The sequence below is a fragment of the Afipia sp. GW821-FHT14H12 genome (genome assembly GCF_058803465.1).
In genome coordinates, this window is record NZ_JBXAOZ010000001.1 from 1,103,267 (window position 1) to 1,115,467 (window position 12,201).

Consider the following 12,201-nt stretch of genomic DNA (forward strand, 5'->3'; position numbering starts at 1 on the left):
CAAGGCTTGCGCAAGGGTCGCACATGGCGCGCGCCGGTCGCGATGCGATGCGTTTAGCGCCGGGAATCCGGCGCATTTATGATGCCGAGATTTTGTTTGGCGATCCGCCGTGACACCTATAAGCAGATTGAAGCGCAAGTCGAAAGCCCCCGCCGCCCATGGCCATCCTCGATTCCGTCAGTCTCACGATCCTGCTCGGCTCCGTGCTGATCATGGCTGGCATATTGTCGAGCTTGCTGGCCCTCCGCTTCGGCGCGCCATTGTTGCTGGTCTTCCTTGGTCTCGGCTTGCTCGCGGGCGAAGGCGGCCTCGGCAAGCTGAAATTCGACGATGTGAGGATCGCCTATCTGGTCGGCTCCACGGCACTGGCGCTGATCCTGTTCGACGGCGGACTGAAGACGCGCTTCCAGAGCATCCGCGCGGTCCTCGCGCCCTCGGCGGTCCTCGCCACCGTGGGCGTCCTTCTGACGGCGCTGCTGACGACCCCGGTCGCCAAATACGTACTCGATCTGAACTGGCCGGAATCCTTCCTGCTCGGCGCCGTGGTCGCCTCGACCGATGCCGCGGCGGTATTTCTTCTGGTTCATGCGCAGGGCCTGCGTCTTCGTCCGCGCATCGGCGCGACGCTGGAGGTCGAATCCGGCACCAACGATCCGTTCGCCGTGTTCCTCACGATGGTGCTGGTGGAATTCCTGTCGCTCGGGAAAGGCTCGGCATCGCACATCTTCTGGCAGTTCACGCAGGAGGCCGTGCTCGGCATCGTCATCGGTCTGGTCGGCGGGCGGCTCGTGGTGTTCGCGCTGAACAAGATTTCCCTGCCGCAGGGTCTGCACGCGCCGTTCGTGACGACGGCGGCGCTGGTAATTTTCGGCTTCGCGCAGATCGATCACGCCTCCGGCTTTCTCGCGGTCTATCTCGCCGGGATCGTGATCGGCAACCGGCCCACGCGCGCGCACAATTCGGTGCTGACGTTTCTCGACGCCGCGACATGGCTTGCGCAGATCGTGATGTTCGTGCTGCTCGGCCTTCTCGCGTCGCCCGACAAGCTGGTGGCGGTGGCGCTGCCCGCGCTGGTGGTGGCGCTGGCGCTGATGTTTGTCGCACGCCCCGTGGCGGTGTTTCTCTGTCTCGCGCCGTTTCCTTTTCAATTGCGGGAAAAAATATTCATCTCATGGGTCGGCTTGCGCGGCGCGGTTGCGATCTTCCTTGCGTCGATTCCGCTGCTGCTGGACCTGCCGAAGGCGCAGATCTATTTCAACGTGGCTTTCATCGTCGTGATGGTGTCCCTGTTGCTGCAGGGCTGGACGCTCGGTTTCGCCGCGAGGAAATTGCATGTCGCTCTGCCGCGCACCGATCGCGGCCCGCGCCGTATCGAACTGGACCTGCCCGGACAGCTTGAGCAGCAACTGGTCGGTTACGCCGTGCGGCCGAACAGCCTGTTCCTGAAACGGGGCCTCATTCCATCATGGTCGAAGCCGACGCTGGTGATCCGCGAGGAGAAGATTCTCTCCGCGGCCGAAGCGGCGCCGGTGCAGAAGGGCGATTATCTCTATCTGCTCGCGCCGCCGGAGAAAGCCGGCGCGCTCGACCGCTTTTTCGTCGACATGGCGCCCGCCACGGCTCCCGATCCGAATTTGCTCGGGGACTTCATGCTCGCGGGAGACGTGACGCTGGAGGCCGTCGGCGAGGTTTATGGCATCGATGTCCCGGCGGACGTGAAGCCGCTGACGCTGGCGGATTATTTCGACATCCATCTGGACGGCGCGCCGCGGGTCGGCGCGGCGTTGCCGCTCGGCTCCATCGCGCTGGTGGCGCGCGGCATCGGCGGCAACCGCGTCAATGTCATCGGTCTGCGGCTGTCGCAGGATGAAAGGCCGATCCGCGTGCCGCGGCGTATCCCGGCGATCCAGCGCAAGGTCCTGCGGCTCTGGAAGAGGCTGTCGAGTACTTAGTGGACGGAATCTTCAGTTTTAGAGCGCGCGCGAGGGGATCAGCAGCGGCCCATCCGGAGTCTCGATCCGGTGCACCGAGATATTGAAGATCTGTGCGATGCGTTCCGGCGTCAGCGCCGCCACCGGCGTGTCGTTGGCGATGATGCGACCCTCGTTCATCAGCACCACGCGGTCGGCGAACCGCGCCGCCAACGTGAGATCGTGAATGATCGCCAGCACCGCCGCGCCCTGATGGGCGATGCCGCGCAGCAATTCCATGACGATGAGCTGGTGACGTTCGTCGAGCGCGGCGATCGGCTCGTCGGCGATCAGCACGGAAGCCCGTGTGGCGAGCGCACGCGCGAGCGCGACGCGGGCCCGTTCGCCGCCGGACAGCGTGGTGACGATGCGGGTGGCGAGCGCGTCGGTGGTGGTTGCTTCCATCGCATCCAGGATGGCGGCGCGATCCTCGGGCGTCACTTGCGAGAACGGATCGGCATGCGGCTCCCGGCCCAGCGCCACGATGTGCTCGACGCTCATCGGCCAGTGGAATTCGTGGCCCTGCGGCAGATAGGCCAGCGCGCGGGCGCGTTCGCGTGCACTCATGGCGGCGAGCACGGTGCCGTCGAGGCTGACATTGCCCTGCGAGGGAATAAGCCCCGCCATGGCGCGGGCCAATGTGGTCTTTCCGGCGCCATTCGGCCCGGCGAGCACGGTCAGCTCGCCCGCATTCAGAACGAGATTGGCACCGGTGACGATGATGCGTGCGCCACGATGGACGGTGAGGTTGTCCGCGCGAAGGCGAGGGGCGAGGTCGGGTTTCATGCCGATTCCTCCAGCACCTGACGTTCGCGGAAGATCATCGCGATGAAGAACGGGACGCCGATCAACGCGGTGATGACGCCGATCTTGATTTCCAGCGGGCCGGGCACCAGCCGCACGATGATGTCGGCGGCGAGCAAAAGTGCCGCGCCTGCCAGTGCGGACGGCAGCAGCGTGCGCGCCGGGTCGGAGCCGTAGAACCGCCGCACCAGATGGGGTGCTACGAGGCCGACGAAGGAAATCGCGCCCGCGACCGACACGGCGGCGCCGACGCCGAGCGCCACGCCGATCACGACCCAGATTCGCACCCGCCCGACGTTGACGCCGAGCGAGGAGGCTGCATCCTCGCCGAGCGTCAAGGCGCGAAAGGCGCGGGCATTCGCGGCAAGCACGATCCAGCTCGCGATCATGAACGGTGCCGCGATCCAGACATGGATCATGCTGCGGTCGCGCAGCGAGCCGAGCAGCCAGAATGCGATCTCCAGCGCGATGTAGGGATTGGGCGCGAGGTTGAGGACGAGCGCGATGGCGGCACCTGCGAGGCTTGCAAGCGCGAGGCCCGCGAGCAGCGTCATGGTCAGCGAAGCGCGACGGCCCGCGATGGCGACCAGCGCGCCGACCGAAAGCAATGCACCAGCGATGCCGCCGAGCGGGACCGCGAGCGAGACAGGGCTGACCAGCCCGAACGCCATCAGGCCTGCGGCGGTCGCGGCGGCGGCCTGTGGTGCGCCGAACAGCGACGGTTCGGCAAGCGGGTTGCGCAGCAATCCCTGCAGCGATGCGCCCGCGATCCCGAACGTGGCGCCGATCAAGGCAGCGAGCAGCGTGCGCGGCAGGCGCACGTCGCGGACGATGATCGAGGCGACTCCCTGATCGGAGACCAGAGATTTCGCCACGGTCTCCGCGCCAAAATGGGCGGGGCCCGTCATCAACGACGCCGCGAACAGCACTGTGACGAGTGCTGCGAGCAGAAGCGTGAGCAAACTTCCCGGTCGGTCGAAGGCCATCTCATTCCGGCTGATTCAGCGCGCCAAAGGCTGGCGCGACAGGGTGGGCGTGGCATAACAGGGTGCTGCGATCAAGAAAATGGCGATCAGGGCAATGCCGGTCTGGAAAATGTCGATCTGGAAAGCGTCCCTGGGCGTTTGTCTCCTGCTGCTTGGCAGCGCCGGTTGCAGGGCCGCTCCCCCCAAGCATGTGGTGTCTTTCAACCTTTGCGCGGACCAGTTGCTGCTGGCGCTGGCCGACCCTTCGCAGATCGCGGCCCTGTCGCCCTATGCGACGGACGGCACGCTGTCGGTCATGGCGAAGCAGGGCGCGGCCTTTCCGAAGATCGACTGGAATTCGGAATCGATCGTCAATCTCGCGCCCGATCTGGTGCTGTCCGGGTTCAGCGATCGCCCGACGCAGACGATTCTGGCTGCGACCGGCCTGCGCGTGGTGGAGGTCGCGCTGGTCCGCAATCTGGATGAGGCGCGCGCGCAGGTGCGCGAGATCGCAGCGCTTCTCGGTCATCCCGAACGCGGCGAGGCGCTGGCCGACAAACTGCAACGCGCCGAAAACGATCTCAAAGCCGTGGCGCTGAAGCCGCCACGCACCGCCATCGTTTTGCAGCGGGAAGGTTATACGGAGGGCACCGAGAGCCTTGTCGCATCGATGCTGGCCACGGCCGGATTGAAGCCGCCGCCGAATGCGCGTGGTGGCATCGGCGGCTTCATGGACATGGAAACGCTTTTGACGGCCGGGCCGGATATTCTGGTGTTGCAGGAGACGGCGAGCCACGCCACCGATCAGGGCGCGCTGTTTCTCACCCATCCTGCGTTGCGCGCGCGCTACGACGAGACCAGGCGCATCAGCCTGCCGTCGCGCTACACGCTGTGCGGCGGCCCGGCCTTGCTCGAAGGCCTCGGCGTGCTGAAGGATGAGCTGAAGAAACTTCGTTAAGCGGGAAGAATCTCCGGGCCGCCCTGTGCGACGATGCGTCCGTGTTTGAGCATCACCACATGGCCTGCGAGACGGCGCGTCTCGTCCGGATCGTGGCTGACATAGACCATCGGGATGTTTTCCTCGTCGCGCAGCCGCTCGAGATAGGGCAGGATTTCCGCCTTGCGATCCTGATCGAGCGAGCCGAGCGGTTCATCGAGCAGAAGCAATCGCGGCTTTGACAGCAGCGCACGGCCGAGCGCGACGCGCTGGCGTTCGCCGCCGGACAATTGCCCTGGCCGCCGGGTCTGGAGATGGCCGATGTCCAGCAAATCGAGGATGCGCTTGAGATGAGTGGGGTCCGGCGCGAGCTTGTTCATGCGCCGGCCGTAATCGAGATTCTGTGCGACGTTGCGATGGGGAAACAGCCGCGCGTCCTGAAACACGTAGCCGATGCGGCGGCGATAGGGCGGCACATGCAGGCCCTTCGCGGTGTCATCAACCGTTTCGCCGCCGATGACGATGGTGCCGCGGTCGGGCTTCGACAGGCCTGCGATCATGTGGATGATCGAGCTTTTGCCGGCACCGGACGGCCCGAACAGGCCGATGACGGGACTGTCGCTCTGGAACGCGGCTTCGAGCTTCAGTGTGCCGAGCTGCTTGGTGACATCGACGTTCAGCATGTCACAGCCCGTGAACGCGGCGCAGCGCCCGCCGCGCGAAGAATTCCGACGCAACCAATGCGCCGATGGCCATGATGGCGGAAATGATGACGAGCCGCAGCGCGGGCAAATCGCCATCGGGCGTCTGGATCAGCGAATAGATCGCCGATGAAATGGTTTGCGTCTCGCCGGGAATATTCGAGACGAAGGTGATGGTCGCGCCGAATTCGCCGAGCGCTTTGGCAAAACCCATAATCATCCCGGCAACGATGCCGGGCAGCGCGAGCGGCAGCGTCACGGTGAGAAACACCTGCCAGGGTGTTGCACCGAGCGTGCCCGCGGCCTGCTCCAGCCTGCGGTCGATCGCCTCGATCGACAACCGCATCGGCCGCACCAGCAAGGGAAAAGACATCACGCCGCAGGCGAGCGCCGCGCCGGTCCAGCGGAACGAGAAAACGATGCCGAGATAGTGGTCGAGGAATTCACCGACCGGCCCTTTCCGCCCGAAGCTCAGCAGCAGGAGATATCCGGTGACGACGGGCGGCAGCACCAGCGGCAGATGGATCAGCGCATCGAGGAGCGCCTTGCCCCAGAAATCGCGGCGCGCCAGCAGCCACGCCACGGCGATGCCGATTGGCGTGGATACCAGCGTGGCGACGACGGCGACACGAAGCGAAAGCTCGATCGCCGTCCATTCTTCGGGGGTGATATCGAACACGCGACGGACAATATCACTTATGAGGTCGGCTTGATCAGGTAACTGAAGCCGTACTTCTCGAACGTGGCTTTTGCCGCCGAACTCTTCAGGAACGCCAGATAGTCCGCGGTGCCGTCCTTGGCGGTGGCGGTCGCCGCCACCGGATAGATGATCGGGGGATGCGAATCCGCCGGGAAGGTGCCGACGATCTTCACGCCGGGATCGACCTTGGCGTCGGTGGAATAGACGATGCCAAGCACGGCTTCGCCGCGCGACACCAGCGCCAGCGCGGCGCGGACGTTTTCAGCCATCGCCATTTTCGGCTCGACGGCCTGCCACGCGCCGAGCTTCTCCAGCGCGGCCTTGGCGTATTTTCCGACCGGCACGGCCTTGACGTCGCCGGTGGTGACCTTGCCGTCACCGGCGAGCTTGGCGAGATCGAAGCCCTGCTTGATGTCGACGTGGCTGATCTTGGAATCCTTCGGTGCGATCAGGACGATGCTGTTGCCAAGCAGGTCGATGCGGGTGGCGGGATTCACGCTCTTGTTCTTGATGGCGTAGTCCATCCAGGCGGTGTCGGCCGAGATGAAGACGTCGGCAGGCGCGCCCTGTTCGAGCTGCTTGGCGAGCGCGGACGAGGCGGCGTAGCTTGCGGTGACCTTGTTGCCGGACTTCGCGGCATAGGCGGCGTCGACATCGTCGAGCGCGTTCTTCATCGAGGCTGCGGCGAAGTTGATGAATGTCTTGGCTGAGGTTGCGGCGGCGGGCTTGGCATCCTGGGCGAAGGCCTGCGTGGCGAGCGGCGCGCTAACCAGCGCAGCGGCAAGAAAAATCCGGGAAAACAATTGCATGAGGCGCTCCATATCCCTCCGTCTGAAAAATCTGGACGGAGTCCTGATGTCGGATGGGAAGATAAGAAATTGGAAGCGCCGTTCCAAAGGCCTTGGCGGGCTTACGGCGGGCCAAAGCGTCGTGCGAGGCGCACCATATCAGGCAGGACGGGCGCGTAAAGGGTCGGTGCTGCCGCACTTTGGCGGGTTGTCCAGCCGCGCCAATGTTCTGGCCGGGTACAGGGCAATGGGTTGCGTGCCGCGATGCGGTGGTCTCCTCAATCGGAGGAGGGCACCACCGCGAGCTTGATCGCATTGGCCGCGACACCGCTGATCTGCACGGTCGTGGAGCCGGCAGCGAGACTGAATTTCATGGTCCTGCGGATGCCGTTGCAGCCGGTCACGCCGCTGAATTCTGTCGGCTTGAGATAGTTGCCGTCCTGAATGACATCGACCCATGCGGAATCCGAGACGCTGACGGTATAGATTCCGCCGGGAATCTGGCCGAGGCGCAGGTATCCGGCAAAGGTGCCCGGCTTTTGCGTCCGTTCGGAGGGTTTCGGCAATCCCGCGTCCGCCACGGGGGGCAACGACAACGTTACCGCGAGAGGCGGCAGCGTCGGCGCATCCACGCCCGATTTCAAAGTGGGAAGATCGGGCGTGGTCAGGAGCGCGCGCTCGCGCGTCACCGGCCATTTGAAGTGCTCGCAGCCGGCAGGCTCGGCCGCGTAAGCGGGCGCAAGGCCTAGCATCAGGATGGCGAGGGCAAGAGGCTTGCGCATCAGTTCACCGCGATCATCACGTCGGACGCCTTGATGACGGCGATCACGTTATCGCCCTTCTTCAGGGCGAGTTCATCGACCGCTTCGTTGGTGATCGCCGAAGTGACGATCTGGCCGCCGCCGATATCAACGCGGACATGAGACGTGGTCGCACCCTTGGTCACTTCGACGACTTTTCCCTTGATCTGGTTACGGGCACTGATGCGCAAGTGTGTCTCCTTATGAGGTTCGTCGGCTTCGGAATGGAGGGTACGCTCCGAAAAAATGGCAGGATTGTGTGTGCCGGAAAGTTGCAGGATGCGGCATGACGCTCGGATGAGCAAGCGGCGCGCGGCGTCTTCAGAGGCTTTATACTTTAGAATTTTCTAAACTAATGACAGGGGCGATGAGACCGCGATCTTCAGTCAGCGCGCATGAAGAACCGTGCGGCATGCGGCGGGCAGGTCCGCCAACGTCAAGGGCGGCCTCGGTTTCGGCGGCACCTTCGGAGGTCTCGGATGCAGCACCGCGTCGCTGAACCAGTAGGCGAAATCCTTGGGCGCACAATGCTCGTTGTGATCCGGCGGCGTTTGCGGCTCGCAGCCCGCGCTGCCCGCCGGGCATTTGATGCGGATGTGGAAATGATAGTCGTGGCCATACATCGGACGGATCTTCGAGAGCCAGTGCCGGTCGCCGGTGGCCTCGCGGCACAGCGCTTTCTTGATCGCGGCGTTGACGAAGATGCGCTCGACCTGCGGCGCTTCGGCGGCGGCGCGAATGACCTTGAGATGTTCGGGCGTCCAGACGCTCGGATCGATGTCGAGACGATCCTTCCGCACCATCTGCACCGCGGACATGTTTTCGCGCTCCATGCGCGTGAGCGTGCGGTTCGGCATCGGCGTCAGCCAGATGTCGGCATCGAGCCCGATCTGGTGGCTGGCGTGCCCGGTGAACATCGGCCCGCCGCGCGGCTGCGACATGTCGCCGACCAAGAGGCCCGGCCAGCCGAGCTTGTGCGCCCTGGCCGCGAGCTTTTCCAGAAAGGCAATGAGTGCGGGGTTGCCCCAGTTGCGGTTGCGCGACAGCCGCATCACCTGCCAGGTCGGCCCGTCGATCGGCAGCGCCTGCGCGCCCGCGAGACAGCCCTTGGCGTAGAAGCCGATCGAGCTTGGCGCGAGTTTCGCCGGCGCAAGTTCGCGCCCGAACAACTGCTTCGCGGCGAGATGCGGATCGTTCGGATTGGCGAGCGGCGGCAGAGGTTGCGGATGCAGCGTGCCTTTGTCCTGCGCGAGCGTCGCGAAGGGTGCGAGAGAGCAAGCGAGAGCGAGAATCAGGCGCACGAATCTCATGCCGCTTTATAACCCATCACGCAATTCCAAACGAGGCGAAGCGGCCGGTGTGAAGCTTTCAAGGTGTGTCATTAAAAAATCCCCGGCGGGAACCGGGGATTCTCAATCGATAAAACACATTCAAAATGAAAAGGCTATTTGGCCTGATCGTCGATGGTTGCTCCCGGCGCGTGCTGCTTGATCGAGTCGATCGCGTGTAATGCAGAGGCCTTTTGCGCGTAACCTTCCGAACTGCACATCGTTTCGCCGTTCGGCGCCTTGAAACGAAACCGGAATTCTCCGGCCTTGTCCTTGTAGACTTCAAACCTGTAGGCCATCGCTGCCTCCGTTGCTTGAGATACATGCGGAGGCAAGCGTCGGGGCATGGCGGAGCGGAGTCAAGGCGCGTTGGATCGGCGCGCGGTATGATGTGCCGGTCTTGATGAAATCATTCAACCGGAATTTTGCCGGTGAGAATGCCGATCTCTCTCAGCTATCGACCTTCAGCGCGGCGATGAAGGCTTCCTGCGGAATGTCGACCTTGCCGAACTGCCGCATCTTCTTCTTGCCTTCCTTCTGCTTCTCCAGAAGTTTGCGTTTACGCGTGATGTCGCCGCCGTAGCACTTCGCGGTGACGTCCTTGCGCAGCGCGCGCACGGTTTCACGCGCGATCACCTTGCCGCCGATCGCCGCCTGAATCGGGATCTGGAACATGTGTGGCGGAATCAGTTCCTTCATCTTCTCGACCATGGCGCGGCCACGGCCCTCGGCGCGCGAGCGATGCACCAGCATCGACAGCGCATCGACCGGCTCGTTGTTGACGAGGATCTGCATCTTCACGAGGTCCGCCGCCTTGTAGTCGGTGAGGTGATAGTCGAACGAGGCGTAGCCTTTGGAAACTGATTTCAGCCGGTCATAGAAATCGAACACCACTTCGTTGAGCGGCAATTCGTATTTCGCCATCGCGCGACTGCCGACGTAAGTGAGTTCCTTCTGGGTGCCGCGCCGCTCCTGACAGAGCTTGAGCACCGAGCCGAGGTATTCGTCCGGCGTCATGATCGTCGCTTCGATCCACGGCTCCTCGATCTCGGCGATCTTCACCACGTCCGGCATGTCGATCGGATTGTGAATCTCGATCTCCTGCCCGTCGGTGAGGTGCATCTTGTAAATCACGGACGGTGCGGTCGCGATCAGGTTGAGATTGAACTCGCGCGACAGGCGCTCCTGAATGATCTCGAGATGCAACAGGCCGAGGAAGCCGCAGCGGAAGCCGAAGCCCAATGCCGCGCTGGTTTCCATCTCGAACGAGAAGCTCGCGTCGTTGAGGCGCAGCTTGCCCATCGCCGCACGCAGCGTTTCGAAGTCATCGGCGTCGACCGGGAACAGGCCGCAGAACACCACCGGGATCGCCGGCTTGAAGCCCGGCAGCATTTCGGTGACCGGTTTGCGATCGTCGGTGATGGTGTCGCCGACGCGGGTGTCAGCGACTTCCTTGATCGCCGCGGTGATGAATCCGACTTCGCCGGGGCCGAGTTCGTCTACCTGCGTCATCTTTGGGGTAAAGAAGCCGACGCGCTCGACGTCGTAGGCGGCACCCGTGCCCATCATACGGATACGGTCGCCCTTCTTCATCACACCGTCGACGACGCGGATCAGAACGACGACGCCGAGATAAACATCGTACCAGCTATCGACCAGCAGCGCCTTCAGCGTCGCGTCGCGATCGCCTTTCGGCGGCGGCAGGCGCGTGACGATGGCTTCCAGCACGTCGGGAATGCCAATGCCGGTCTTGGCCGACACCATGATGGCATCGGACGCATCGATGCCGATCACGTCCTCGATCTGCTGCTTGACCTGCTCGGGTTCGGCGGCGGGAAGATCGACCTTGTTCAGGACCGGAACGATCTCGAGGTTGTTGTCGATGGCCTGATAGACGTTGGCGAGTGTCTGCGCTTCCACGCCCTGCGAGGCATCGACCACGAGGAGCGCGCCTTCGCAGGCGGCGAGGCACCGGCTGACCTCGTAGGCGAAGTCGACATGGCCGGGCGTGTCCATCAGGTTGAAGATGTAGTCCTTGCCGTCCTTGGCCTTGTAGTGAAGGCGAACGGTCTGCGCCTTGATGGTGATGCCGCGCTCGCGCTCGATGTCCATAGAATCGAGCACCTGTTCCTTCATCTCGCGCTCGGCGAGCCCACCCGTCGTCTGGATCAGGCGGTCGGCCAGCGTCGATTTGCCATGGTCGATATGGGCGACGATGGAAAAGTTGCGGATGTTCGATATCGGGGTGGTTGTCATGCGCGCGGGGATAGCATTTGCAGCATTTTCCGGCAAAGGCCGAATGCCGCTTTGGGAGATAAAATGACGGATATGCGGGGGCGGGCCGTGCGAGGGAACGGCGTTACTCTTCGTCGAACTTGTTCGTCACCAGCGTGGTGATGGCCTCGACCGCTTCGCGAGCCTCGCGGCCGGTGGCGGCGACGGTGATCGAGGTTCCGATGCCTGCGGACAGCATCATCAGGCCCATGATGGAGGTGCCGCCGACGCTCTCGCCGTTGCGCGTGACGGTGATCTCGGCATCGAACTTCTCCGCCGTCTGCACGAACTTGGCGGATGCCCGCGCATGCAGGCCGCGTTTGTTGGTGATGGGAATTTCCCGGACGATGGCATCGGCCTGTGACGTCTGCTCGCCCGCCATGACCTATTTTCCTGCCAGAACGCGGCTGGCAATGGTGACGTATTTGCGCCCGGCTTCCTGAGCGGCCGCGATCGCATCGGGCAGCGACTTCTCCTCGCGCACCTTGGCGAGCTTCACCAGCATCGGCAGATTGATGCCCGCAAGCACTTCCACCTTCGGGCGGCTCATGCAGGAGATCGCGAGGTTCGAGGGCGTGCCGCCGAACATGTCGGTGAGAATCGCAACGCCTTGCCCGCTGTCGGCGCGCTTGACGGCTTCGATAATATCGCTGCGACACAAATCGGCATCGTCTTCCGCGCCAATTGTGATCGTTTCGATTTGCTTTTGCGGACCCATGACATGCTCAAGCGCCGCCTTGAACTCGTCGGCGAGACGCCCGTGGGTCACCAGAACCAGACCTATCATCAAAGACTCCTCGCGGGTGCGTTATGGTGCACCGCACGAAAGGGCCACATGTTGACCATCCCGCGCTTGGGCGCAAGAGGGTCAATGGCATTGCCCCCGCTCAAACCGCAGGGAGCCGTGCCGGCTAAACTGGAGGTTATAGTGGGA

14 protein-coding genes are annotated in these 12,201 nt (G+C 63.5%); 2 read left to right on the forward strand and 12 right to left on the reverse strand.

Features of this window, described 5'->3' with window-relative positions; translation table 11 throughout:
• Positions 1-158 precede the first annotated feature (158 nt).
• Positions 159-1,952, forward strand: a complete 1,794-nt coding sequence (locus AC1RNA_RS05485; RefSeq protein WP_009338077.1) for a potassium/proton antiporter — start codon at positions 159-161, stop codon at positions 1,950-1,952.
• Positions 1,953-1,970: 18 nt separating this feature from the next.
• On the opposite strand, the gene AC1RNA_RS05490 is transcribed toward AC1RNA_RS05485, so the two are convergent.
• Positions 1,971-2,756 (reverse strand): ABC transporter ATP-binding protein, encoded by a 786-nt coding sequence (locus tag AC1RNA_RS05490; RefSeq protein ID WP_009338076.1) that lies wholly within the window; start codon positions 2,754-2,756, stop codon positions 1,971-1,973.
• The gene (locus tag AC1RNA_RS05495) at positions 2,753-3,760 is read right to left on the reverse strand and encodes a FecCD family ABC transporter permease (RefSeq protein WP_009338075.1); all 1,008 of its coding nucleotides are present in this window, start codon (positions 3,758-3,760) and stop codon (positions 2,753-2,755) included. Before AC1RNA_RS05495 ends, AC1RNA_RS05490 begins: the two co-directional genes overlap by 4 nt.
• Positions 3,761-3,854: 94 nt before the next feature.
• Between AC1RNA_RS05495 and AC1RNA_RS05500 the strand changes: the two genes are divergently transcribed.
• Positions 3,855-4,697, forward strand: a complete 843-nt coding sequence (locus AC1RNA_RS05500; RefSeq protein ID WP_009338074.1) for an ABC transporter substrate-binding protein — start codon at positions 3,855-3,857, stop codon at positions 4,695-4,697.
• Here AC1RNA_RS05500 and modC read toward each other — a convergent pair.
• The 10 genes from modC to AC1RNA_RS05550 form a co-directional block, all read right to left on the reverse strand.
• Entirely contained in the window at positions 4,694-5,359 is a 666-nt protein-coding gene (gene modC / locus AC1RNA_RS05505) for a molybdenum ABC transporter ATP-binding protein (RefSeq protein ID WP_009338073.1), read from the reverse strand. The two genes, AC1RNA_RS05500 and modC, sit on opposite strands and share 4 nt — an antisense overlap.
• A 1-nt stretch (position 5,360) precedes the next feature.
• Positions 5,361-6,056, reverse strand: a complete 696-nt coding sequence (modB, locus tag AC1RNA_RS05510) for a molybdate ABC transporter permease subunit (protein WP_009338072.1) — start codon at positions 6,054-6,056, stop codon at positions 5,361-5,363.
• Between the two features lie 17 nt (positions 6,057-6,073).
• Entirely contained in the window at positions 6,074-6,886 is an 813-nt protein-coding gene (gene modA / locus AC1RNA_RS05515) for a molybdate ABC transporter substrate-binding protein (protein ID WP_009338071.1), read from the reverse strand.
• Between the two features lie 257 nt (positions 6,887-7,143).
• Entirely contained in the window at positions 7,144-7,647 is a 504-nt protein-coding gene (locus AC1RNA_RS05520) for a hypothetical protein (protein ID WP_009338070.1), read from the reverse strand.
• Positions 7,647-7,856, reverse strand: a complete 210-nt coding sequence (locus tag AC1RNA_RS05525; RefSeq protein WP_009338069.1) for a TOBE domain-containing protein — start codon at positions 7,854-7,856, stop codon at positions 7,647-7,649. The genes AC1RNA_RS05520 and AC1RNA_RS05525 overlap by 1 nt, the downstream gene beginning before the upstream one ends.
• Positions 7,857-8,051: 195 nt before the next feature.
• Entirely contained in the window at positions 8,052-8,975 is a 924-nt protein-coding gene (gene mepA, locus AC1RNA_RS05530; RefSeq protein WP_009338068.1) for a penicillin-insensitive murein endopeptidase, read from the reverse strand.
• Between the two features lie 134 nt (positions 8,976-9,109).
• A complete protein-coding gene (locus tag AC1RNA_RS05535; protein ID WP_009338067.1) occupies positions 9,110-9,292 on the reverse strand; it encodes a YegP family protein in 183 nt (60 codons plus the stop codon).
• Between the two features lie 151 nt (positions 9,293-9,443).
• A complete protein-coding gene (lepA, locus tag AC1RNA_RS05540; protein WP_009338066.1) occupies positions 9,444-11,249 on the reverse strand; it encodes a translation elongation factor 4 in 1,806 nt (601 codons plus the stop codon).
• A gap of 103 nt (positions 11,250-11,352) precedes the next feature.
• Positions 11,353-11,649 (reverse strand): HPr family phosphocarrier protein, encoded by a 297-nt coding sequence (locus AC1RNA_RS05545; protein ID WP_009338065.1) that lies wholly within the window; start codon positions 11,647-11,649, stop codon positions 11,353-11,355.
• 3 nt (positions 11,650-11,652) lie between these two features.
• The gene (locus AC1RNA_RS05550; protein ID WP_002718288.1) at positions 11,653-12,054 is read right to left on the reverse strand and encodes a PTS sugar transporter subunit IIA; all 402 of its coding nucleotides are present in this window, start codon (positions 12,052-12,054) and stop codon (positions 11,653-11,655) included.
• Positions 12,055-12,201 lie beyond the last annotated feature (147 nt).